This window comes from Pseudomonas sp. GD03944, assembly GCF_029839275.1.
Taxonomy (GTDB): Bacteria; Pseudomonadota; Gammaproteobacteria; order Pseudomonadales; family Pseudomonadaceae; genus Aquipseudomonas.
This window is the reverse complement of the sequence record NZ_JAOCAH010000016.1, coordinates 97,295-120,449: the sequence shown is the minus strand read 5'-3', so window position 1 is coordinate 120,449 and position 23,155 is coordinate 97,295. Positions and strand designations below refer to the sequence as shown.

25 protein-coding genes are annotated in these 23,155 nt (G+C 66.0%); 8 read left to right on the top strand and 17 right to left on the bottom strand.

Features of this window, described 5'->3' with window-relative positions; genetic code table 11:
- The first annotated feature begins 161 nt into the window (after positions 1-161).
- Entirely contained in the window at positions 162-1,538 is a 1,377-nt protein-coding gene (locus N5C28_RS20915; RefSeq protein ID WP_279825231.1) for an L-serine ammonia-lyase, read from the top strand.
- Positions 1,539-1,623: 85 nt separating this feature from the next.
- The gene (gene gcvT, locus N5C28_RS20910) at positions 1,624-2,745 is read left to right on the top strand and encodes a glycine cleavage system aminomethyltransferase GcvT (RefSeq protein ID WP_279825230.1); all 1,122 of its coding nucleotides are present in this window, start codon (positions 1,624-1,626) and stop codon (positions 2,743-2,745) included.
- Between the two features lie 38 nt (positions 2,746-2,783).
- On the opposite strand, the gene N5C28_RS20905 is transcribed toward gcvT, so the two are convergent.
- Together N5C28_RS20905 and N5C28_RS20900 are read right to left on the bottom strand one after the other, a co-directional pair.
- The gene (locus N5C28_RS20905; RefSeq protein WP_279825229.1) at positions 2,784-3,152 is read right to left on the bottom strand and encodes a glyoxalase superfamily protein; all 369 of its coding nucleotides are present in this window, start codon (positions 3,150-3,152) and stop codon (positions 2,784-2,786) included.
- A gap of 66 nt (positions 3,153-3,218) precedes the next feature.
- Positions 3,219-3,797 (bottom strand): NAD(P)H-dependent oxidoreductase, encoded by a 579-nt coding sequence (locus tag N5C28_RS20900; RefSeq protein ID WP_279825228.1) that lies wholly within the window; start codon positions 3,795-3,797, stop codon positions 3,219-3,221.
- A 75-nt stretch (positions 3,798-3,872) separates the two neighbouring features.
- On the opposite strand from N5C28_RS20900, the gene soxR reads away from it, so the two are divergent.
- The gene (soxR, locus tag N5C28_RS20895; RefSeq protein ID WP_279825227.1) at positions 3,873-4,343 is read left to right on the top strand and encodes a redox-sensitive transcriptional activator SoxR; all 471 of its coding nucleotides are present in this window, start codon (positions 3,873-3,875) and stop codon (positions 4,341-4,343) included.
- Positions 4,344-4,346: 3 nt separating this feature from the next.
- Here the strand turns inward: soxR and N5C28_RS20890 are convergent, their stop codons facing one another.
- Positions 4,347-4,700, bottom strand: coding sequence for a 5-carboxymethyl-2-hydroxymuconate isomerase (locus tag N5C28_RS20890; protein WP_279825226.1), 354 nt, complete (start codon positions 4,698-4,700; stop codon positions 4,347-4,349).
- A 582-nt stretch (positions 4,701-5,282) separates the two neighbouring features.
- On the opposite strand from N5C28_RS20890, the gene N5C28_RS20885 reads away from it, so the two are divergent.
- Complete coding sequence (locus N5C28_RS20885; protein ID WP_279825225.1) at positions 5,283-6,545, top strand: OprD family porin; 1,263 nt, start codon at positions 5,283-5,285, stop codon at positions 6,543-6,545.
- A gap of 932 nt (positions 6,546-7,477) precedes the next feature.
- On the top strand, positions 7,478-7,879 hold the full coding sequence (locus N5C28_RS20880) for a GFA family protein (protein WP_279825223.1): 402 nt from the start codon (positions 7,478-7,480) through the stop codon (positions 7,877-7,879).
- Between the two features lie 17 nt (positions 7,880-7,896).
- On the opposite strand, the gene N5C28_RS20875 is transcribed toward N5C28_RS20880, so the two are convergent.
- The 7 genes from N5C28_RS20875 to N5C28_RS20845 all read right to left on the bottom strand — a co-directional run bounded on the left by N5C28_RS20875 (position 7,897) and on the right by N5C28_RS20845 (position 14,738).
- Positions 7,897-9,027 (bottom strand): M14-type cytosolic carboxypeptidase, encoded by a 1,131-nt coding sequence (locus N5C28_RS20875; RefSeq protein ID WP_279825222.1) that lies wholly within the window; start codon positions 9,025-9,027, stop codon positions 7,897-7,899.
- Positions 9,028-9,154: 127 nt separating this feature from the next.
- Positions 9,155-9,454 (bottom strand): hypothetical protein, encoded by a 300-nt coding sequence (locus N5C28_RS20870; protein WP_279825220.1) that lies wholly within the window; start codon positions 9,452-9,454, stop codon positions 9,155-9,157.
- Positions 9,455-9,549: 95 nt separating this feature from the next.
- On the bottom strand, positions 9,550-10,548 hold the full coding sequence (locus N5C28_RS20865; RefSeq protein WP_279825218.1) for a TerC family protein: 999 nt from the start codon (positions 10,546-10,548) through the stop codon (positions 9,550-9,552).
- 259 nt (positions 10,549-10,807) lie between these two features.
- Positions 10,808-11,416, bottom strand: a complete 609-nt coding sequence (locus tag N5C28_RS20860; protein WP_279825217.1) for a glutathione S-transferase — start codon at positions 11,414-11,416, stop codon at positions 10,808-10,810.
- A gap of 86 nt (positions 11,417-11,502) precedes the next feature.
- Positions 11,503-12,855 (bottom strand): glutamine synthetase family protein, encoded by a 1,353-nt coding sequence (locus N5C28_RS20855; RefSeq protein WP_279825216.1) that lies wholly within the window; start codon positions 12,853-12,855, stop codon positions 11,503-11,505.
- A 23-nt stretch (positions 12,856-12,878) separates the two neighbouring features.
- Entirely contained in the window at positions 12,879-13,436 is a 558-nt protein-coding gene (locus N5C28_RS20850) for a cupin domain-containing protein (RefSeq protein WP_279825215.1), read from the bottom strand.
- A 12-nt stretch (positions 13,437-13,448) separates the two neighbouring features.
- Positions 13,449-14,738, bottom strand: coding sequence for an FAD-binding oxidoreductase (locus N5C28_RS20845; protein ID WP_279825214.1), 1,290 nt, complete (start codon positions 14,736-14,738; stop codon positions 13,449-13,451).
- A gap of 194 nt (positions 14,739-14,932) precedes the next feature.
- Here N5C28_RS20845 and N5C28_RS20840 point away from each other — a divergent pair, with 194 nt between their 5' ends.
- Positions 14,933-15,472, top strand: a complete 540-nt coding sequence (locus N5C28_RS20840) for a tetratricopeptide repeat protein (protein ID WP_279825213.1) — start codon at positions 14,933-14,935, stop codon at positions 15,470-15,472.
- A 69-nt stretch (positions 15,473-15,541) separates the two neighbouring features.
- On the opposite strand, the gene N5C28_RS20835 is transcribed toward N5C28_RS20840, so the two are convergent.
- Positions 15,542-16,288: a 3-oxoacyl-ACP reductase FabG gene (locus tag N5C28_RS20835; RefSeq protein WP_279825236.1), complete on the bottom strand. Its 747-nt coding sequence runs from the start codon at positions 16,286-16,288 to the stop codon at positions 15,542-15,544.
- Between the two features lie 131 nt (positions 16,289-16,419).
- On the opposite strand from N5C28_RS20835, the gene N5C28_RS20830 reads away from it, so the two are divergent.
- Positions 16,420-17,343, top strand: a complete 924-nt coding sequence (locus N5C28_RS20830) for a LysR family transcriptional regulator (protein WP_279825212.1) — start codon at positions 16,420-16,422, stop codon at positions 17,341-17,343.
- A 12-nt stretch (positions 17,344-17,355) separates the two neighbouring features.
- Here the strand turns inward: N5C28_RS20830 and N5C28_RS20825 are convergent, their stop codons facing one another.
- On the bottom strand, positions 17,356-17,745 hold the full coding sequence (locus tag N5C28_RS20825; protein WP_279825211.1) for a VOC family protein: 390 nt from the start codon (positions 17,743-17,745) through the stop codon (positions 17,356-17,358).
- Between the two features lie 22 nt (positions 17,746-17,767).
- Positions 17,768-18,478: a glutathione S-transferase family protein gene (locus N5C28_RS20820; protein WP_279825210.1), complete on the bottom strand. Its 711-nt coding sequence runs from the start codon at positions 18,476-18,478 to the stop codon at positions 17,768-17,770.
- A gap of 107 nt (positions 18,479-18,585) precedes the next feature.
- On the opposite strand from N5C28_RS20820, the gene N5C28_RS20815 reads away from it, so the two are divergent.
- Complete coding sequence (locus N5C28_RS20815; RefSeq protein ID WP_279825209.1) at positions 18,586-19,533, top strand: YafY family protein; 948 nt, start codon at positions 18,586-18,588, stop codon at positions 19,531-19,533.
- 30 nt (positions 19,534-19,563) lie between these two features.
- On the opposite strand, the gene N5C28_RS20810 is transcribed toward N5C28_RS20815, so the two are convergent.
- The 4 genes from N5C28_RS20810 to garD all read right to left on the bottom strand — a co-directional run bounded on the left by N5C28_RS20810 (position 19,564) and on the right by garD (position 23,085).
- Positions 19,564-20,010 (bottom strand): SgcJ/EcaC family oxidoreductase, encoded by a 447-nt coding sequence (locus tag N5C28_RS20810; RefSeq protein WP_279825207.1) that lies wholly within the window; start codon positions 20,008-20,010, stop codon positions 19,564-19,566.
- A 1-nt stretch (position 20,011) separates the two neighbouring features.
- Positions 20,012-20,830, bottom strand: coding sequence for a DUF899 domain-containing protein (locus N5C28_RS20805; RefSeq protein ID WP_279825205.1), 819 nt, complete (start codon positions 20,828-20,830; stop codon positions 20,012-20,014).
- Positions 20,831-20,878: 48 nt separating this feature from the next.
- Positions 20,879-21,223, bottom strand: a complete 345-nt coding sequence (locus N5C28_RS20800; RefSeq protein ID WP_279825203.1) for a YciI family protein — start codon at positions 21,221-21,223, stop codon at positions 20,879-20,881.
- Between the two features lie 305 nt (positions 21,224-21,528).
- Positions 21,529-23,085 carry a galactarate dehydratase gene (garD, locus tag N5C28_RS20795; protein ID WP_279825201.1) on the bottom strand — a complete coding sequence of 519 codons (1,557 nt, stop codon included), beginning with the start codon at positions 23,083-23,085 and terminating at the stop codon, positions 21,529-21,531.
- Between the last annotated feature and the right edge of the window lie 70 nt (positions 23,086-23,155).

Sequence of the window (23,155 nt, the reverse complement as noted above, 5' to 3'; positions counted from 1 at the left end):
CTCGCCCACCGTGACACCCACGTGGCGCAAGGGCGCCAAAACCTGAGCCGTTCCGAGCACCGCCGGCGTGTCGGCGGGCTCTGCGACAGACGCGATGAACCGGTCACTCCGGCCGCCATCGAACCTATACAGGGCCCGATCAGCCGTCCCCGGAGCCAAGCATGTCACTGAGCGTTTTCGATCTGTTCAAAATCGGTATCGGCCCCTCCAGCTCCCATACGGTCGGGCCGATGCGCGCCGCCGTGCGCTTCGTCGAAGGCCTGAGCCGCGAGGGCCTGCTGGACACCACCGACAGCGTGAAGGTCGAGCTGTACGGTTCCCTCGGCGCCACCGGCAAGGGCCACGGCAGCGACAAGGCGGTGCTGCTCGGCCTGGAGGGTGAGCAACCGGACACCGTCGACACCGCCGGCATTGCCCAGCGCCTGGCGACCATCCGCAGCAGCGGCGAACTCAAGTTGCTCGGCGAAAAGACCATTCGTTTCGTCGAGAAAGAACACCTGGCGATGATCCGCAAACCGCTGGCCTTCCACCCCAACGGCATGGTCTTTCGCGCTTTCGACGCCGCCGGGCTGCAGATCCGCTCGCGCGAGTATTACTCGGTGGGCGGTGGCTTCGTAGTCGACGAGGAAGCCGCCGGCGCCGACCGCATCGTCGAGGACAAGACCGATCTGGCCTACCCCTTTACCACCGCCAAGCAGCTGCTGGGCCATTGCAGCGAGCATGGCCTGTCGATCAGCCAGGTGATGCTGGCCAACGAAGCGGCGTGGCGACCGGAAGCGGAAACCCGGGCCGGCCTGCTGGCGATCTGGCAGGTGATGCAGGACTGCGTCGAGGCCGGCTGCCACAACGAGGGCATCATGCCCGGCGGCCTCAAGGTCAAGCGCCGCGCCGCCGCCCTCTACCGCCAGCTGTGCAAGAGCCCGGAAGCCAACCTGCGCGACGCCCTCAGCGTGCTCGACTGGGTCAACCTCTACGCCCTGGCGGTCAACGAGGAAAACGCCAGCGGCGGCCGGGTGGTCACTGCCCCGACCAACGGCGCGGCCGGCATCGTCCCGGCGGTGCTGCACTACTACATGCGTTTCATCCCCGGCGCCAACGAAGACGGCGTGGTGCGCTTCCTGCTTACCGCCGCCGCCATCGGCATCCTGTACAAGGAAAACGCCTCGATCTCCGGCGCCGAAGTCGGCTGCCAGGGCGAGGTCGGTGTGGCCTGTTCGATGGCCGCCGGCGCGCTCTGCGAAGTGCTCGGCGGCACCGTGCAGCAGGTCGAGAACGCCGCCGAGATCGGCATGGAACACAACCTCGGCCTGACCTGCGACCCGGTCGGCGGGCTGGTCCAGGTGCCGTGCATCGAGCGCAACGCCATGGGCTCGGTGAAGGCCATCAACGCCGTGCGCATGGCGCTGCGCGGCGACGGCCAGCACTTCATCTCGCTGGACAAGGTGATCCGCACCATGCGCCAGACCGGTGCCGACATGAAGAGCAAATACAAGGAAACCGCCCGCGGCGGCCTGGCCGTGAACATCATCGAATGCTGATGCGCCGTCCACCCCACAGAACCCCGGGAGCCCGAGGCGACAAGCGATCCTCGCGCTCCACCCATTCGTCGATTTGGAGACTTGCATGACCAGCGAAACCCTGGCGAAAACGCCCCTTCATGCCCTGCACCTGGAGCTCGGCGCGCGCATGGTGCCCTTCGCCGGCTACGACATGCCGGTGCAGTACCCCCTGGGGGTGATGAAGGAACACTTGCACACCCGTGAGGCCGCCGGCCTGTTCGACGTGTCGCACATGGGCCAGATCATCCTGCGTGGCCCGCAGGCGGCCAAGGCCCTGGAAAGCCTGGTGCCGGTGGACATCATCGACCTGCCGGTGGGCATGCAGCGCTACGCGATGTTCACCGACGAGAACGGCGGCATCCTCGATGACCTGATGGTGGCCAACCTCGGCAACGACACGCTGTTCCTGGTGGTCAACGCGGCCTGCAAGCACCAGGACCTGATGCACCTGCAACAGCACATCGCCAGCCAGTGCCAGATCGAGTCCTGCTTCGACCGCGCCCTGCTGGCCCTGCAAGGCCCGAAAGCGGTCGAGGTGCTCAAGCGCCTGGCGCCGGAAGTGGGTGCGATGACCTTCATGCAGTTCGCCCCGGTGCGCCTGCTCGGCGTCGATTGCTACGTCAGCCGCTCCGGCTACACCGGCGAAGACGGCTTCGAGATTTCCGTGCCGGCCGACCACGCCGAAACCCTGGCCCGCAGCCTGCTCGCCGAACCGGAAGTCGAGGCGATCGGCCTGGGCGCCCGCGACTCGCTGCGCCTGGAAGCCGGGCTGTGCCTGTACGGCCATGACATGAGCACCGCCACCACGCCGATCGAGGCCAGCCTGCTGTGGGCGGTGTCCAAGACGCGTCGCGCCGACGGTCCCCGGGCCGGTGGTTTCCCGGGAGCCGAGCGCATTTTCGCGCAGCAGCAGGAAGGGGTCGCCAGCAAGCGCGTCGGCCTGCTGCCGCAGGAGCGCGTGCCGGTGCGTGAAGGCGCGGAAATCGTCGATGCCGACGGCAACGTGATCGGTTCGGTGTGCAGCGGCGGCTTCGGCCCCACGCTCGGCACACCGGTGGCCATGGGCTACGTGCAGAGCGCCCATGTGCCGGTGGACAGCGAAGTCTGGGCGATGGTGCGCGGCAAGCGCGTGGCGATGAAAGTGGCGAAGACGCCGTTCGTGCCGCAGCGTTACTACCGCGGCTGATCAGGCGCGCCAACGAGGCCGGACATGTCCGGCCTTTTTCATGCCTGGGGATCGGCCTCGGTGAACACCAGGCGGTTGCCGAAGGGGTCCCTGATGCTCATGTCCCGGCCCCAGGGCATGTGTTCGATACCGGGGCGCGCATAGCCGTAGCGTTTTTCCAGCAGCCCCGCCTGGTATTCATCCAGCCCCTGGGTGGCAATGCGCAGCGCCGCACCCGGGCAGCAATCGCCATGGTGCTCCGACAGGTGCAGCACGCAGCCGCCCCGGGACACCTGCAGGTACAGCGGCAACCCCGGCTCGAAGCGGTGCGTCCAGTCTTCCTGAAAGCCCAGGAAGTCGATGTAGAACGCGCGCGCCTTGGCTTCATCGAAGATGCGCAGGATTGGAATCGGGGCAGCGAACTGCATGGTTCTCTCCATCGTTTCGGCAATGTCCGCACCCTACGCTGGCGCGTTGCGGCTGTCACCCGCCGCTCAGCCCCGGACCCGCTCGTAGGGGCTGCGCCGGCGCCCTTCCCGCAGAGCGAGCGCCCACCAGTTGAGCTGCACCAGCGTGCGGGCCAGGGCCGAGCGGGCATGCCCCGGCTGGGCCAGGCGCCCCTGCTCGTCGAACTGCTCCCAGGCGTTGCTGAAGCTCACGCTGTTGCGCACCGTCGTCGCGTGCATTTCCGCCAGTACCTGGCGCAACTGTTCCACCGCGCGCAGTCCACCGGACTGGCCGCCATAGCTGACGAACGCCACCGGCCGGGCCTCCCAGCTGATCGGCACCTCATCGATGAGTTGCTTGAGCGCCGCCGGGTAACCGTGGTTGTACTCCGGGGTGACGATCAGGAATGCATCGGCGCGGGCCAGTTGCTGCAGGTAGCCGTGGCGCACAGCAACGGCCGCCTCGTCGTCCACCGCCGGCCGCTGCAAGCGGGCGGGGTCGACCAGCGTCAGCTCGAACTCGCTGCGCTGGGCGATCTCTTCGCGCACCCAGTTCACCACGCTGTCGCACAGGCGACCTTCGCGAACGCTGCCATAAATCAGAACCAGGCGGACCTTGTCGTCCATCGACTGCACCTCAGGTTGAATAACGAGGCTGCCGAAGGTAAAACCTCAACTTAACTTGAGGTCAAGCGAAAGATCATGAAAGGCATCGAACCGGGTCAACGGGATGTATTGCTGAGTGTCGGGCAGGTGGCGGAGCGCAGCGGCGTCGCGGTATCGACCCTGCATTTCTACGAAGCCAAGGGGCTTATCCACAGCCGGCGCAACGCCGGCAACCAGCGACGCTACCCGCGCGAGGTGCTGCGCCGGGTGTCGCTGATCAAGGTCGCCCAGCGCCTGGGCATCCCGCTGGCGTCGATCGGCCGCGCCCTGGCCACCCTGCCCCAGGGCCATACGCCCAGCGCCGCCGACTGGCAGCGGCTGTCGGCCCAGTGGAAAAGCGAGCTGGACGCGCGCATCGAACAACTCGCCAATCTGCGCGATCAGCTCACCGGTTGCATCGGCTGTGGCTGCCTGTCGATGCTCGACTGCCCGTTGCGCAACCCCCGGGACAAACTGGCCGCAGAGGGCGCCGGGCCACGCCTGCTGGGGCCGGCCGACGACGCCTGAGGATCAGGCGTTTTCCAGGCTGCGCTTGTTGCTGAACGCCGCGCGGTCGATGTCGCGGATGTCCACGGAGATCGCCTCCACGCTGGCCAGGCGCTGCGCCAGCGCGCGCACCAGCAGCATCGACAGGTGCTTCTTCTGCTCGTCGGTGCGACCGGCCAGGACGTAGAAGATCAGGTGGATGAAATCCTTCTGCTCGCCGCCCACGCAGGCGTGCTCGTACAGGCTCAGGCGCACCTTCACTTCGCCCGGCTTGAACAGGTCGCTGGCCGCCGCCGTGTCATGCACCAGGCGCACGAGTTCGGCAGGTTCGATCAGGTTCGCCAGGGCGTGCGAGCCCTCGACCAGGCAATGAGGCATGGCAATTCTCCGACGGGAAACGAGGGCCGATCCGGCCCGGGGACGCGAAATTCGTCATACGTTATCACACAACAATGGGTGCGCATCTGCCCCGTATCCAGCGGTTTGCCGAGGGTTCCGTGGCCGTTCGGCGAAATCGACACCGGTCGCCAGCCCAATGAGGCCAAGATCTCCGATCGAATCGACCGACGAAAGGCGTGCAACTTTCGTCTACAGACGCGTTGACAAAGCCAGACCGGGCTGTCGATAATCCAGCCAAGTTGTATGACGACATACGACAACTATAAAAACAAAAAGCAGGGCCCACCATGACCACTGTCGCCACCACGATCGTTGCACCGCGCCTGCGCGCCACACTCGGCAGCCCAGTATCCAGCGCGTTATCGCTCCCCTTCCCGGCGAGCCATATCCCTTTGCATCCCCCTATCGAATTCGCTGACGGCTAAGCCCGAAGCAGAGGCCTGCCTGCGTCTGCGGGCATGCTTGTAGCCCTGCACAGGGCAACACACGAGTTCCCCTGGGAGGTATCGGCCCATCCAGCCGAGTGGGGAACTGCTTGTCAAACCTGGGAGCACAACAACAATGACACCACGTAACGCCCTCACCCTGGCCCTGATCGGTGCCGGCCTGGCAGCCGCCCTGCCGACCTCCACCACCTACGCCGCCGGCTTCGTCGAAGATGCCAAGGTCACCCTCGGCCTGCGCAACTACTACTTCAACCGCAACTACCTGAACAGCACCGACCCGCGCATCCAGGGCGAACTCCAGGGCCAGGCCGAAGGCTGGACCCAGAGCTTCATCCTCGACGCCCGCTCCGGCTTCACCCAGGGCACCGTCGGCTTCGGTATCGACGTGCTGGGCCTGTACAGCGTCAAGCTGGACGGCAACCGCGGCGCCGCCAACACCAACCTGATGCCGATCCACGACGACGGCCAGGCCGCTGACGACTTCGGCCGTACCGCCGTGGCCGCCAAGGCCAAGATCTCCAAGACCGAGCTGAAGGTCGGTGAGTGGTTCGCCGTGCTGCCGATCCTGCGCGCGGACGACGGTCGTTCCCTGCCGCAAACCTTCCAGGGTGCGCAGATCACCTCCAACGAAATCGACGGCCTGACCCTGTACGGCGGCCAGTTCTGGAAGAACAGCCAGCGTCACGATGCCAGCCGCGAAGACATGTCCTACAACGGAGTCGCAGGCGACGACTTCAACTTCGGTGGCGGTGAGTACAAGTTCAACGACAACAACACCATGGTCGGCGTCTGGCATGCCCGCCTGGAAGACATCTACCAGCAGAGCTACGTGCAACTGACCCACGCCCAGCCGGTCGGTGACTGGACCCTGAGCGCCAACCTCGGCTACGTCGACGGCAAGGACGAAGGTGCGGCCAAGGCCGGCAAGCTGGACAACAAGGTCTACCAGGGCAGCTTCTCCGCCAAGACCGGTAGCAACACCTTCACCGTCGCGTACCAGAAGCTGAACGGCTCCACCAAGTTCATGCGCGTCGACGGCGCCAGTGGCGGCACCCTGGTCAACGACGGTTTCACCAACAGCTACGACGCTCCGAACGAGCGCTCCTGGCAGCTGCGTCATGACTTCAACTTCGCCGGCGTCGGCATCCCGGGCCTGACCCTGATGAACCGCTATGTCAGCGGCGACAGCATCCACACCACCGACGGCCGCAAGGACGGTGAAGAGTGGGGCCGCGAGTCCGAACTGGCCTACACCATCCAGGAAGGCACCCTGAAGAACCTGAGCGTACGCTGGCGTAACTCCGACGTCCGCCGCGACGTTGGCCAGGACCTGCATGAGAACCGCCTGATCATCAACTACCCGTTGTCGATCCTGTAACAGGCAACACCTAGCGTCTGATTGACTCCATGTGTTTACGGCACTTTCAGCCCGTCCTCGTGACGGGCTTTTTTATGGGCCGCCGAAATCCGTAGGGTGGGTGCATTCATCTCGTAGGGTGGGTTTTAGGCGCATGGTCCCGAGTCATGCAACACCCCGGAACCGGCTGCGCCGTAACCCACCATGTGGCCGCAAGGGCGGCAACCACTGGTGGGTCAAACCCCGTAGCGGACGCAGAGCGTCCGAGGCTGCATTCCCACGCGGAGCGTGGGACGATCAACCGCTGGTGGGTTACGTGGCGCACTCGCAATGCAGCCGACATTCAAACCCGCCTGCGCCACTAACCCACCCTACGGGGTAGATTCATCTCGTAGGGTGGGTTAGGCGCATGGACGCGAGCCCTGCAACACCACGAAAATCGGCTGCGCTGTAACCCACCATGTGGCCTCAAGAACGACAACCGCTGGAGGGTCAAACCCCGTGGCGGACGCAGAGCGTCCGAGGCTGCATTCCCACGCGGAGCGTGGGAACGATCAACCGCTGGTGGGTTACGTGGCGCACTCGCAATGCAGCCGACATTCAAACCCGCCTGCGCCACTAACCCACCCTACGGGGTAGATTCATCTCGTAGGGTGGGTTAGGCGCCTGGTCGCGAGCCCTGCTACACCACGAAAATCGGCTGCGCCGTAACCCACCATGTGCCTCAAGAACGGCAATCGCTGGTGTGTCAAACCCCGTGGCGGGCGCAGAGCGTCCGAGGCTGCATCCCCTCGCGGAGCGTGGGAACGATCGACGGCCGGAAGTTCGCACGCGCCTGCGATGGCAATGATCACCCTGTGCTGCCAATACGGCCTATGATGCCCAGGTAAAGCCGCCGCCTGGGCTCAGGCGAGCCAGGCTGCTTTTCCAAGACCATCCGCTGGAGGTAAACCATGCACAAGGGCAGTTGCCTGTGCGGTGCGATTCGCTATGAAGTGAGCAGCCGGATCGACACACTGTTGCTGTGTCATTGCCAGCGCTGCCGCAAGGCCAATGGCTCGGCGTTCGCCGCCAATGCGCCGGTGCCGACGACGGCCTTTCGCATCGTCACCGGCGAAGAGCAGGTGAAGGGTTTCCGGACCGAGGCGGGCGTCGAGCGGTTGTTCTGCTCGCAATGCGCCTCGCCCCTGATCAGCAAGCGCGACAGCATGCCGGACATCGTCCGCCTGCGGGTCGGCACCCTGGATACACCGCTGGATATCACCCCCACCGCGCACATTTTCACGGCCTCCAAGGTCGAGTGGCTGTGCATCGACGACGCTATTCCCCAGTACGCGGAACGGCCGCCCACCTAGGACGACCGGGCCTGTCGTCAGCGCAGGTCGCCCACCATCGCCGCCGCCACGCTCAGCACGTCCTTGCCCAGCTGCATGGAGCGTTTGCCGTTCCAGCCGATCTCCGGGTTGGGTGTGTCGTCGTGGTCCTTGAACGGCATTTCGATGGTGAAGGACAGGCAATCGAATTCCAGCCCCACCGCATTGCAGGCCAGGGTGGTGTTGGCCTGGCCTGGCTCGTCGCGTTTGTAGCCGAACGCCGTCTGGAACTCGGCGCCCATGTCGACCAGGCGGCGGCGAAATTCCTCTTCGAGTTTTTCCAGGCGCGGGCTGTAGCCCGGGTTTCCTTCGCAGCCCGCGGTGAACACGTGAGGGATTTCCTCGTCGCCGTGGATATCGAGGAACAGGTCGACGCCCACGCGGCGCATCTGTTGCTGGACGAAGAACACCTCGGGGCTGTCCGCTTCCGTGGCCGATTGCCAGGCGCGGTTGAGGTCGCGCCCCGCTGCGTTGGTGCGCAGGTGACCGCGAAACGCGCCATCGGGGTTCATGTTCGGCACCAGGTACAGGTCCGCCTGTTCCAGTAGGCGATCCAGTTCGGCATCACCCGACTGCTGCAGGCGCTCGATCAGCCCTTCCATGAACCATTCGGCCATGTGCTCGCCCGGGTGCTGCTGGGCGATGATCCACACCTTGCGCGACGCCTGGGGGTTGCGGCTGAAGCGCAGCAGCTGGATGTCGCGGCCTTCGATGCTCTTGCCGGTGGCCACCAGCTCAGCCCCGGCCTTGTTCAGCGCCTGGTCGATCAGCCAGTCATGGCGGGCGCGGCTGTAGGGTTCGAAGTAGGCGAACCAGACCTGCTCGGCCTGGGTGTCGAGGTCGAATTCCAGCGCGCCGTGCTCGAAGCGGCTGGGCACGCGGAACCAGTGTTTCTGGTCGTAGGAGGCCACCGCGTTATAGCCGGTCCAGGCATGGCTGTAGGCGGACTGCCCGGCATTGGTCAGGCTGAAGCCGTAGCGCTGCCCCGGAGTCAGGCCGTCGACCTTGAAGTGGAACCACTGGAAATGATGGCTGTTGAGATCAGGCCGCATGGCCAGCAGCACCCGTTGCGGGTTGCTGCTGTCGATGACCTCGATGTTGCCGCTGTCGAAATTGGAGCTGATCTGCATAGGTGCCTCTCAGGGCTGGTTCACCACGGTTGCCGGCGAGCATCGCAGTTCCCTTCGACGGTGAAAACGCCCGAAGCGACAAACTCATACGCATTCGGGCACTCACCTGACCAGAGGCGGGTCCGACTCAGGTCTCGACGCCACCGGCAGGCGGCATGACCTGGTCGGACGGCTTCTGCTCGTCCTCGCCGTCCTGCTGCTCTTGCGAGGCCTCGGGCTTGCCGAGCACTTCGTTGGCCGACTGCTGGATGTCGTCGACCTGCTTGTTCAGCTCGTTGACGGTCTCGCTGATCGCTTCGCGCGCGACTTCCTGCACTGCCTCTTCGGCCTTTTCCACCAGCTTCTGGGCGGACTGTTCGGCGGCGTCGCAACCGGCCAGCGCTACCAGCGCAGCGGCCAGGCAGAACATCGGGATCGTGGATTTCATGGGTGTCGCTCCTGAACAAAAAGGTGCGCCGCCACGCGGACGGCGCCAGGTTGTACGCGCCCACCGCATCGGCAGGCGCATGCTCGGGGTAGCGCTTAGACGCGCTCCTCGGGAATCACGGGTGGGTCGTTGCGGGTTTTCCACAGCGACAGCAGCACGCCACCGATCAGCAGGCCCAGGGTCACGCTCAGCGAAATCACCGGCGGAGTCTTGCCGATAATGCCGACCAGGAAGATCTTGCAGCCGATGAACACCAGCACCAGGGCCAGGGCGTACTTCAGGTAGGCGAAGCGGTGGATCATCGCCGCCAGGGCGAAGTACAGGGCACGCAGGCCGAGGATCGCGAAGATGTTCGAGGTGTAGACGATGAACGGGTCCTGGGTGATGGCGAAGATCGCCGGCACGCTGTCCACCGCGAACACCAGGTCGGCACACTCGATCAGCACCAGCGCCAGGAACAGCGGCGTGGCCCAGCGCACCATGCGCCCGTTGGCATCTTCCTGATGGACGAAGAAACGGCCCTCGTGCAGGCGGTCGGTGACGCGCATGTGCTTGCGCAGGAATTTCACCAGCACGTTCTGCGACAGGTCCGGGTGGTCGTCGACCTTGCTGAACAGCATCTTCACCCCGGTCAGCAGCAGGAACACGCCGAAGACATAGAGGATCCAGTCGAACTCGGCGATCAGCGCCGCGCCCAGGCCGATCATGATCGCGCGCAGCACGATCACCCCGAGGATGCCCCAGAACAGCACTTCGTGCTGGTACTTACGCGGGATGGCCAGGAAGCTGAAGATCATCGCCATGAGGAACACGTTGTCCATGGACAACGATTTCTCGATGAGGAAGCCGGTGTAGAAGTCCATGCCGGCGTCGCCGCCCTTGACGTGCCACACCCACAGGCCGAACAGCAGGCCAGCCGTGATGTAGCCGCCCGATAGCAGGAGACTTTCCTTTACGCCGATTTCGCGGTGTTCGCGGTGCAGGACGCCCAGGTCGAAGACCAGCAGGCTGATGACGATGGTGATGAAGACCAGCCACAACCAGGTGGCGGTACCGAGAAACTCGGATAGGAAGAACGGTTCTAGGGCAGTCATGAGCCCCTCCTCTCGTGTCGAAGTTGTACAAACTGCAACTCCGACATGGCAGCGGTTAGCTGTCAGAGGGGCCCGGCGTTGCGGGCGCAAATGTAGTGAGGCGCGGTTTTTTACTCAACTGCACAGAGGTTGCAAAGTATTTCATCCTGTTGCGAAGCCTCGCCGCTCAGGCGATGCCAGAGCTTCCGCGCGCCCGTTTGCGCCCCACCATGGACAACGCCATCGGGGCGCCGTTGCGCGGGCGCCCCGTCCCTCGGCGTCAGGCCGGCTCGGACTGGCGCATCGACTCGCGGGCGGCGAAGGCGTCCTGGAAGGCACGCAGGCCGTCACGGCCATCGCGCCAGTTCAGGTCGGCAAAGCGGAAATCCAGGTAGCCCAGGGCGCAGGCCACACCGATCTGGGCGATATCAACCGGGCCATTCAGGCGTGCGGCATCGGCTTCCAGCGCATCCAGGGTGCGGGTGATCTTGCCCAGCTGCCCGTCCAGCCAGGCCGGCCACTGCAGCTCCGCAGGGCGTGCCGCACGCTCGTAGCGCGCCAGCAACGCGGCGTCCATCAGGCCTTCGGCCAGGGCCGCCAGTTGCAGGGTGGGCCAGCGCTTGTTGGCCTGGGCCGGGAACAGCGGCGAGCCCCCGTGCAGGGAATCCAGGTACTCGCAGATCACCCGGCTGTCGTACAGCGCCTCGCCCGAGACGGTCAGCAGCACCGGAATCTTGGCCAGCGGGTTGAGCGGGTTGACCAGGTCGTTCTCGGTGGTCGGCAGTACCGCCGTGGCCACCAGCTCGATGGAATCCAGCAGGCCGACCTCGCTGGCCATGACCCGGACTTTTCTGGCGTAGGGCGATGCAGCGGCGTAGATCAACTTCATGTTCGGCTCCAGGCTGGGTGGGGACGCGTGAGGGCGAGAGAACGCCTGCCAGCATTCTCCACGGAACGGCCACCCAGGTCACCGCCTCAGAGGAACCAGCGGTACTCCCGGGCGCTGACATCGTTCATGAACTGCAGGTGATCCTGCCGCTTGTTCTCGCAATAGACCATGACGAACTCGCTGCCCAGGCCCTGGTTGACCACCGGGTGGTCGCGCATGGCCGCCACCGCACCGAGCATGTCCTGGGGAAAATCGATGCCGCTCTGGCGGTCGTCGTTGAGCGGCGCGATGGGTTCGAGCCGCGCATCCAGGCCGTGCTCCATGCCGGTGAGAATCGCCGCCAGCACCAGGTAGGGGTTGGCATCCGCGCCGGCCAGGCGGTGTTCGATGCGCAGGTTGCGGCCGTCCGATTCGGGAATGCGGATGCACGCATCGCGGTCTTCGAAGCCCCAGCTGGCGCGGCTCGCCGCGTTGACCATGGCGCCGTAGCGGCGGAAGGCGTTGTGGTTGGCGGCGAAGATCGGCATGCAGTGCGGCAGCAGCGCCAGGCAACCGGCCACGGCGTGGCGCAACGGACGCTGGTCATCGGCATCCAGCAGGTTGTTGCCGGCCTCATCGTAGAGGCTGACGTGCACGTGCATGCCGCTGCCCGGCGCATCCAGATAGGGCTTGCTCATGAAGCTGGCGCGCTGGCCGTGCTTGAGCGCCACGCCGCGGGTGCTGCGGCAGAACAGCGCCGCCCAGTCCGCCGCCTGCAGGCCGTCGTCGCAATGGCCGAAGTTGATCTCGAACTGCCCCGGGCCCAGCTCGGCGGTGATCACGTTGGCGTCGACCCCCTGCTCGTTGGCCGCGTCGACGATCTCGTGCAGCACGTCGGAGAAGCGTGACAGGCGCTCGATGTGCATGTTCGGCTGGTCATCGGTATCGCCGCACAGCGGGTCGCGGGGGAACTGCGGCAAGCCGTCCTTGAGCGCCCGGTCGAACAGGTAGAACTCCAGCTCGAACGCCACCACCGCGCGAATGCCGCGTCCGGACAGGCGCTGCAGCACGCGCGCCAGCACCTCGCGCGGCTCGAATTCGATGGGCGATTCGGTGCCGTCGGAGCTGATCAGCATCTGCCCCAGGGGCTGGTTTTCCCAGCGCACCGGCTTCAGCGTGCCGGGCACCAGGCGCCGCGGCGCGTCCGGGTCGCCGTCGTTGAAGCAGTAGTCACCGATCGGGTGCAGGCCGCCCTGCACGCCGAGCAGCACGCAGTTCTGTGGCAGCTTCAGCGGGCCGCCGGCAGCCACCTTTTCCAGCATGTCCATGGGGTAGCGCTTGCCGTAGAAATGCCCGGGGATGTCCAGGGAAATCAGGTCGACATAGCGCACGTCGGGGTTCGCGTCGCGAAAGGCGCGGACTTCATCGAGCAGGGCCGAACGGTTTTTTGTTGGGGTCATGACGGGAATCCTGCGGCCTGGGTTCAGCGAAAGACCCAGAGCACTCGCGTGGGTTGGTCGGTCAGGTTGGCGTAGCGAAACTGGCTGTGCGGCGGCAGCTGGAAGCTGTCGTTGGGGCCGAGGGTGACCGGCTCCGGCTGGTCGTCCAGCCATATGCTCAGCTCGCCCTCGAGCACGAAGCCGCCCTGCTCCGAGCTGTCGTCCAGGTGCCCGTCGCCACTGGTGGCGCCAGGCGCCAGCAGGCTCTCGAGCATGGCGAAGCCGGCCGACATGCTCGGCGACACCAGCACATCGGTGATGCCGCCGGCGTAGTACAGGGTGCGGCGCTCGCCCGGGCGGGTGACCCAGGGCAGCGCGCGGGGCTTGCTCAGGCTGTAGAAGTAGGTGGTCGGCACTCCCAGGGTCTCGCTGATGGCCGTGAGGTCGGCCACGGTCGGGCGCGACAGGCCGCGCTCGACCTGGGACAGGAAGCCCACCGAGCGGTCGATCTTCGCCGCCAGTTCGCCCAGGGTCATGTTCTTGTGCTTGCGCAGGTCGCGAATCAGGATCGCGAGGCCTTCGACTTCATCCTGCATGTCCATGCCGGTCGTCCTTCAGATCACGTCGCGCAGGCGGTACCAGGCCTTGCCGACCGCCTCCAAGGGTGCAGCCAGCCGCGAACCGCCCGGGAAGCGCGGGTTGTCGAGTGCCTGGTACAGCGTCAGCAGGTCGTCGTTGCCGAGGATCGCATCGGTCACCGCCCGGGCGCCGGCCAGGGTCGGCAGGATGCCGTGGCCAGAGAAGCCCTGCAGCCAATAGCGCTGGCCCTGACGGCCGATGTCCGGGGTGCGTTTCATGCTGACGTCGATGTGCCCGCCCCAGCCGAACTCGATCTCGACGCCCCGCAACTGCGGGAACACCCGCTCCAGGTAGGGCCGGGTGGCCGCCGCCACATCCCGGGGGATGCCACCCAGGTAGGTGCAGCCACCGCCGAACAGCAAACGATGGTCCGGGGTCAGGCGGAAGTAATCGGGGACGAACTGGTTGTCGATCACGCAGCTGTTGCGCGGCAGCAGAGCGCGGGCCTGCTCGGGATCCAGCGGCACCGTCGCCACCTGGTAGGAGCCCACCGGCAGCAGGCGGCTGGACAGGTGGCGGTCCAACCGGTCGATGTAGGCATTGCACGCCAGCACCAGCACGTCGCCGCGCACCTCCCCGTGCTCGGTGCGCACGCTGTAGCCGCCGTTGGCCTCGTGGTACGCCACCGCCTGGCTCTGCTCGAAGATCTGCCCGCCGGCCTGCTCGATGGCATTCGCCAGGCCCTGGGCCAGTTTCAGCGGGTTGAGGTGGGCGGCCTCGGGGTCATACAGCGCCGCCAGGTAGCGCGGGCTGGCGATCCATTCCGGCAGTTCGGCGCGGTCGATGAAGCGCATCTGCCGGTAGCCCCACTTGTCTTCGAGGTCACGCTGGGCGTGCTGCAGCTCGGTGACGCGGCGCGGCTGCACCGCAGTCCACAGGCTGCCGGTGCGGTAATCGATGTCGAAGCCGTGGCGCTGCGGCAACTCGCGCATTTCTTCGGCGGCCCAGCGCATGCTGTCCCACAGGCGCTGGGTCCGCTCCTGGCCGAGCGCGGCTTCCAGCGGGGGCATGTCGCAGGACCAGCCGAGCAACGCCTGGCCACCGTTGCGTCCCGACGCCGCCCAGGCGAGCCGGCTGGCCTCCAGCAGCACCACGCGCTTGCCGGCCAGGGACAGACGCAGTGCGCTGTGCAGGCCGCTGAAGCCACCGCCAACGATCACCACGTCGCAGTCCAGAGCGCCCTCCTGCCGCGGCCGCAAGGGGATTGCCCCGGGATAAGTGCGGGCGTAGTAGGTGCCGATATGCTGGGCGGATTGCTTGAACATGGGCGTCTCGTGAAATTTCAAATATAAATTTTCATGAAAATCTACACAGACAATTTCACAAAGCCAAGGACTATCCTGTTCAACCGGCCAACGGTTGCCCGCCGAGCGAACCCTGCGCCCGAGCACCGGTCAGACGTTCACACGCCGGGGCAATGTCCCCCGGCCCGCACACACTTTTCCAGGAGCACATGTCCATGATCGCCGTACCACGACCGCAACGGGCTTCGATGGCCGTCCTGCTCGGCCTCCTCGCCGTGTTCGCCGGCTGCGCCAGCCGTGATGACGCCGAGCCACCGCAAGCCCCGGCCGAAGCACCACCGCAACAGGTCGATGAACTCGGGCAACTGCGCCAGCAGGCCAGCCGTGGCGACCTCGACAGCCAGTTCCAGCTGGGCAGCGCCTACTTCGTCGGCAAGCCGACCAAGGACCTCAAGCAGGCCGAGCAGTGGTGGAAGCAGGCAGCGGACAAGGGCCACCCCATGGCCGCGGTCAGCCTCGCCTACCTGTACACCGGTCGCGACGACCCGGCTTTCGCCAACCAGCAGGGCATGCTCAAGTACCTCAACCAGTCTGCGGCGGGCGGTAACCCCATGGCCCAGCACATCCTCGGCAACCTCTACCTGCGCGGCGCCCAGGGCGTACCCCGCGATCCCAGCCAAGCCAAGCGGCTACTCACCAGCGCCTGCGAAAAGCAGTACGCGGCCAGTTGCGAGACGCTCAAGAGCCTGCCCTGATCGTCCAGCACCGACACACGAAAAAGCCCCGGCGGTCATCCCGCCGGGGCTTTTTTCATGATGGCTGACTCAGGCGGCGAAGCCACCGTCGATGGTCAGGTTGGCGCCGGTGATGTACCCGGCTTCCGGGCCGGCCAGGTAGGCGACGAACGCGGCGACTTCCTCGGCACGACCGTAGCGATCGATCGCCATCAGTCCTTTCAGGGCGCTGGCGAACTCGGTGTTCTCCGGGTTCATGTCGGTGTCCACCGGGCCGGGCTGCACGTTATTTATCGTAATCCCGCGCGGTCCCAGGTCACGGGCCAGGCCCTTGGTCAGCCCGACAATGGCCGACTTGCTCATGGCGTAGACGCCACCACCGGCGAAAGGCATGCGCTCGGCGTTGGTGCTGCCGATGGTGATGATGCGACCACCCGAGGTCATGTGGCGGGCGGCTTCCTGGCTGGCGACGAACACGCTGCGCACGTTGACCGCCACGGTACGGTCGAAATCCTCCAGGCTGAATTCCTCGAGCGGCGCGACGGCCAGCACCCCGGCGTTGTTGACCAGGATGTCGAGGCGACCGAAGTGCGCCACGGTGCGGCTGACCGCGTTGCGTACCGCATCGGCATCGGCGCTGTCGGCCTGGATGGCGATGGCCCGACCACCGTCGGCTTCGATGGCGCGCACCACGTCGGCGGCCTTGTCCGGCGAGCTGACGTAGGTGAGGGCCACGGCGGCGCCTTCACGGGCCAGGCGCAGGGCGATGGCGGCACCTATGCCGCGGGAGCCACCCTGAATCAGGGCGACGGAATCGTTGAGGGGACGGCTGCTGATCTGAGACATGGGAATACTCCAGAAAGTGTCGGGCGGTTGCCCGGGGTCCAGGTCAGTATCCCCATGTGATTGCATACCGATAAGCCAGTAGTCGCTATATTCACTCGATACCAATGGTTTAGGTGAGCGCGATGGAAACCCTCAGCAGCCTGGAAAGTTTTGTCCGCAGTGCCGAAGCCGGCAGCTTTGCCGAAGCCGCCCGCCGCCTGGGCCTGACGCCCGCGGCAGTGGGCAAGAACGTGGCGCGGCTGGAGGCCAGCCTGGGGGTCAGGCTGTTCCAGCGCAGCACCCGCCGCCTGACCCTGACCGAAGCCGGTGAGCGCTTCCTGGGCGAAGTGCGTGGCGGCCTGAGCACCATCCAGCTCGCCGTGGCCAACCTGGCCAGCGCCGCGGGGCAGCCGGCCGGCACCCTCAAGGTCAGCATGGGCGTGACGTTCGGCCGCGACTACCTGGTGCCCATGCTGGATACCTTTCTGCAGCGCTACCCGGCGATCGTCCCGGACTGGCACTTCGACAATGCCCCGGTGGACCTCATCGCCCAGGGCTTCGACGCCGCCGTCAGCGGCGCCACGGAGCTGTCGCCGGGGGTGGTCGCACGCAAGCTGGCGCCGGCCCACCGGATCCTGGTCGCCGCTCCGGCCTACCTCGCCCAGCACCCGGCGCCACAGGCACCGGCCGACCTGGCGCAGCACGCCGGCATCCTGCTGCGCTCGCCCCAGACCGGACGGATACGCCCCTGGTCGCTGCGCAACCGCCAGCACGACGAAGCCCCCGTCGACCTGCAGCAACGCATGACCCTGAGCGACCCGGACGCTGCCTGCCGCGCCACCGAGATGGGCCTGGGCATCGCCCTGGTAAGCCTGCCCCACGCCCTGCCCTACCTGGAACAGGGTCGCCTGGTGCGGGTGCTGCCGGCCTGGTACGTGGACGCCGGGCACATCAGCGTGTACTTCTCCGCCCACGCCCTGCTGCCGGCGAAAACCCGTGCCTTCATCGACAGCCTGGTCGAGCACTTCAACCAGCAGCGGCTGCCCGAGCGCTTTTCCGCACTCTGACGCGGCACGGCATCAGGCGTAGCAGACCACCTCGACGTTGTAGCCGTCGGGGTCGTGGACGAAGGCGGCGTAGTAGCCGTACTCGTCGCGCCAGCCCGGCCGGCCATTGTCTTCGCCACCAGCCAGCAGCCCCGCCTGGTGAAACGCCTGCACGGCTTCGCGGCTGTCGGCACGAAAGCAGAAGTGCGGGCGCGGCTCGCACACGCCGCGCTCGCGGGTGGCGCTGATCAGGTACAGCACGCCCTGCTCCGCCTCCTTCGGGCCGAAACCGGCAACCCGCACGGGCCCCTGCTCGCCATCCCACTTCAGCTCATAGCCCAAGGGCGCCAAGGCCTCCGTGTACCAGCGCTTACTACGGTTGTAGTTAGCTACCACAATGGAAAAGTGATCGATCATCGTCATGCTCTCGTGTCTGTCAGGTGGGTCAGTCGGTAGGCAGGCGATCGCGCACGTCCGCCAGGCTCACGTGCCCGCGGAAGGCACCGTTGCCGGCGGCCTGGGCACCCTCTTCGATGGCCGTGGCGAAACGCACCGCCGGGTCGCTCGCCAGCCGATCCAGGTAGCGGGCCAGTTCGGGGTAATCCGCCGACAGGTCGAACAGGCGGTGGTAATCCACCCAGCGCGCCAGCCCGGCCAGGTAGGCGTCGGCCAGGCTGCGCTGCTCGCCAAGCAGCCACTCGCGTCCGGCCAAGTGCGTCTCGAGGTGGCGGCAGGCATTGGCCACCTGTTCGCGCCCGACTTCGCGCAGCACCGCGCGCTGGGCGTCGCTCAGGTCGTCCTTCTCGTAGGTGATCCACAGCGGCGCGAAGGCCGAGAAGAAGTCGGTCACCAGATAAGCGAGCCACTGGTTGAGCCGGTCGAACGACGGGGTGCACTGGCGCGGCCCCAGGGGCGAACCTTCGGCCTGGCTGGCCAGGTGCAGGAGGATCGCCAGGCTTTCGCTCAGCGGCCGGTTGTCGGCCGTGAGCAGCGCGGGCGTCTGGTACAGCGGGTTGAGGTGGCCGAACAGGCGGTCCCAGGGGTACTCGAGCATGTCGATGCGGCAAAGCTGGTAGGGCTGCTGCAACCACTCCAGCGCGACGATGGAGCCGAACGAGCAGCCTTGCGGGACGCCATAGAACAATACCGGGTGCATGAGGGGTTCCTTCTCTGTGCGGAGCGCCAGGGGGCGCGACAGGACACAGGCTAAAACCCAATTAGGCTATATTCCGCCCTATTGAAAATCGGCACTGGAAAAAACCCATGGCCAACCCGACGACCCGCGTCCTCGCCCTGCTGGAGCTGCTGCAGAGCCACGGGCAGATCAGCGGCAGCGAGCTGGCCCGGCGCCTCGGCGTCGACGGCCGCACCCTGCGCCGCTACATCAGCACCCTGGAAGAGCTGGGGATTCCGCTGACCAGCGAGCGTGGTCGCTACGGCGGCTATCGCCTGGTGGCAGGCTTCAAGCTGCCGCCGATGATGTTCACCCCCGACGAAGCCCAGGCGGTGTCCCTCGGTCTGCTGGCAGCGCGCAGCCTGGAGCTGGCCGAAACCACGCCAGCCCTGGCCAGTGCCCAGGCCAAGCTGGAACGGGTGATGCCGGCGCAACTGAAACGGCGCGTGCGCGCCCTGAGCGAAAGCGTCACCCTGGTGATGCCGCGCCGCCCGCCAACCAGCGACACCACCTGGCTGGCCGAGCTGGCGGATGCCGCGCAGACGCGCCAGCGGGTCAGGCTCACCTACTGCGCGGAACAGGCCGACCCCGGCCAGCGCGAAGTCGATCCCTACGGCCTGGTCTACCGCTGGGGGGTCTGGTACCTGAGCGGCTGGTGCCACCTGCGCCAGGCCCTGCGCTCCTTTCGCCTGGACCGCGTCCAGGCCGTCGAGCCGCTGCCGAACCACTTCGTGCGGCCCGGCGATTTCGACGCCGCCGAACACCTCGCCAGCAGCATCGCCAACCTGCCCCGCGCCCACGCCGTGGAGGTGCAGCTGCACACCGACCTGCACAGCGCCAGCAACGAGTGGGGCGATGTGCTCGGCATGCTGGTCCCGCACGGCAACGGGGTGCGCCTGAGCACCCGTACCGATTACATCCCCTGGTTCGCCCGGCAACTGATCGGCCTGCCCTTCGACTTCCAGGTCATCCAGCCCGAGGCACTGCGCCTGGCGGTGCGCGAACAGGCCGAACGCCTGCTGCGCCTGACCCAGTGAGTCAGTAGCCGACGCCAGAGCACGCGGCGATCAGGGCTGCAGGTCGAACGACGCCTTGCCGCTTTCCATGTCGAACGGCGCGGAGAAGTGCTCGTGCACGATCCGCCACTGGCCACCGAACTGTTGCAGGCACTGGGTCACCCGCATCCACGACGACTCCATCTGCCCCTGTTCGTTGGTGCCTCCGCAATGCAACAGGGCATAGGAAACGGCCAACTCGCCGCTGACCAGGATGGTGGGCTGATGCAGTTCGAAGAGGCTGGGGCCCGGGCACACCGTCATGCAGAAATCCCAGTGCGCCTTGTAGGCGTCGCGCCCGACGAAACGCAGCGGGCCGACGGCATCGAAGGCGACGATATCGTCGGCGTAGTGGCTGATGATGCGTTCCACGTCTTTCGCCTGGGAGGCCTGGGCCCAGTCGTCAAGGACGCTGCGGATCTGTTGCTGCTGTTCGGCTGTCGCGTGTTTGGTGTTCATGTCATTCATCCTTCTTGTTGTCGGTGGTTCGAATGGATGCGTCACCGCCACAGCAGGCGTGGGCGGCGGGTTGGTCGTAGCGGTCGTGCAGGCGTGTCCAGTTCAGGCCCTTGCCCTGGAGGTCGGGCATGCCGTCCCAGCCCTCGCCACGGCCGAAGGGCGTGAGGTCCAGGTAGTCGAAGGTGCTCATGAGTGTCTCGACGCCGCGGCCATAACTGGAATAGCAGTGATAGACCTGCTCGCCATCGCGCAGGAACACGCTGACGCCGTGCTGCTCGCCCCGGGTGTGGTAGTCCATGCCCAGGCGCTCCAGTTCCGCCTGATCGCGGTAGTTGTACTCGACCGGGGCGACGCTTGGGTCATTGGTGGCGTGGTAGTCGTAGTTGAAGCGGCTCTCCCAGGAGGAGTACCAGGGCAGCGTCCAGCCCATGCGCTGCCTGAAGGCCTCCAGCTCCTCCAGGGGCGCCCGCGATATCAGCACCAGGCGGGTGTCACGGGCATGCAGGTGCGCCGGGTGCCCGATGTTGTCGACCACCAGCGAACATCCGTCGCAGCCTTCGCCGCGATCGCGCAGGTACATGAAGTGGTAGACGATCAGTTGCTGGCGGCCCTCGAACAGGTCGACCAGGCGGCACTCGCCATCGGGGCCCTGGAACCGGTAGTCCTCGGTCACCGCCACCATGGGCAGGCGCCGACGCGCGGCGCTTACCGCGTCGCGCTGGCGGGTCAGGGCCTTTTCCTGCTCCAGCAGGGCCTTGCGGGCCACCAGCCATTGCTCGCGGCTGACGACGTCCGGGTATTCGACAGGCTTCATGGCCATGTTCTCCTCCTCGGTCACGGGCGCAGGCAGCGCCAGGTTCATCGGCACTCAGACATCCAGTTCACGGACCGGCCGCACTTCGATGGAGCCGACCCGGGCCGGCGGGATCTTCCCGGCGATCTGGATCGCTTCGTTGAGGTCCCGGGCGTCGATCAGGTAGAAGCCGGCGAGCTGTTCCTTGGTTTCGGCAAACGGGCCGTCGGTGATCGACAGCTGCCCGCCGCGCACCCGCACCGTGGTGGCCGTGCGCACTGGCTGCAGGGCTTCGCCGGCGACCATGCGACCGCTGGCGGCCAGCGACGAGGCGTAGGCGTGGCACTCCTCGTCACGGGGGCTGTCGGGCGAGTTGTGCAGGGCGTGCTCATCGCTGTAGACCAGGCAAAGGTATTTCATGGTGTTCTCCGTGACGGCATTGATCGCTGGGTACTGAGTAGTCGTTGCGCACCACGGTGATTCGACAACGCCTGCAAACTATTTTTGCAACGGCGAATCACCGCGCATCAAGTAATAGTCCAGGCAAAAAAAAGCGGTGCGCTTTTGGCGCACCGCGGGGTATTGCAGGTGAGGCTCTAGGAAAGGACGCCGCGGGGCTTGTGACCCATGGCAGCGTATAGGCGAGTGGCGAATGCCAGCTCACTTATCAGGGGCGACCACCCCAATGCGGGTGGTCGCGTAGGACAGACGACCGTGGTTTCTCCTCAGGTCACCGGGGCCGGGTTGAACAGCACCAGGTCGTTGTGCAGGCGGTGTTTCTCCGCCCAGGTCTGTTTCTTGCCACTGGCGATATCCAGGTACAGCTGGAAGATGTGCCAGCCCATTTCATCCAGGGTCATGCGCCCGGAAGTGATCTGCCCGGCGTCCACGTCGATCAGGTCCGGCCAGCGCTCGGCCAGCTGGGTACGGGTGGCCACCTTGATCACCGGCACCATGGACAGGCCATAGGGCGTACCGCGACCAGTGGTGAAAATGTGCATGTTCATGCCGGCCGCCAGTTGCAGCGTGCCGCAGATGAAATCGCTGGCCGGGGTGGCACAGAAGTACAGGCCCTTGCCACGAATCCGCTCACCCGGCGCCACCACACCGACGATCGGGCTGTTGCCCGACTTGGCGATGGAGCCCATGGCTTTTTCGACGATGTTGTTCAGGCCGCCCTTCTTGTTGCCGGGCGTGGTGTTGGCGCTGCGATCGGCCATGCCGCGTTCCAGGTAGCGGTCGTACCACTCCATCTCGCGGATCAGCGCATCGGCGACTTCAGGGGTCGAGGCCCGCGGCGTCAGCAGGTGGATGCCGTCACGCACTTCGGTGTTTTCCGAAAACATCACGGTGGCACCGGCCCGCACCAGCAGGTCCGAGGCGACCCCCAGCGCCGGGTTGGCGGTGATACCGGAGAAGGCGTCACTGCCCCCGCACTGCATGCCCACCACCAGTTCGGAAGCCGGTACGGTTTCGCGGCGACGCTGGTCGAGCACTTTCAGGCGCGTCTCGATCATCGCCATGATTTCTTCGACCATGCCGGTGAAACCGGTGCTGGAGTCCTGCAGGCGGAACAGCCAGTCCTCCTCCTCCATGCTATTGGTCAGTTGGTCGCCATCCATCAACTGGTTGGCCTGCAGCTTTTCGCAGCCCAGGCTGATGACCAGTGCCTGGCCACCCAGGTTGGGGTTGCGGCTGATGTTGTACAGGGTGCGGATCGGCACCACAGCGTCCGGCGCGTTGATCGCCACGCCACAGCCATAGCTGTGCGACAGCGCCACCACGTCGTCGACATTGGGGTACTTGGGCAGGATTTCCTTGCGCACGCGGTCCACGCAGTGGTCGAGCACGCCGACCACGCATTGCACGGTGGTGGTCACGCCGAGAATGTTGCGGGTGCCCACGGTGCCATCCGGGTTGCGGAAGCCTTCGAAGGTGTAGCCTTCCAGCGGCTCCGGCACCGGGGCCTTGATCGTCGCCTTGGGCAGGTTGTCCAGCACCGGGGGCTCGGGCATGCGCAGCACCGCCTCGGTCACCCAGCTGCCGGCAGGAATGGGTTTGAGGGCATAGCCGATGACTTCGCCGTAACGCACGACGCTGCCACCTTCGGGAATCGCCACCAGGGACACCTTGTGGCTCTGCGGGATACCCTCCAGCGCCTCCAGGCCATCGACGAAACGGCCACCGGCCGCTACCCCCTGTTCATTGACCACGACGCCGACGTTGTCGTCGGCATGCAGGCGGATGTATCGCGGGGAGTCCAGATGTTGAATCAGTTCCATGGGGCTAATCCTTTTCTTGTTGTAGGAACACGCCACGACCTCGCCCGCGGATACCAGGCGAGGTCGTGAA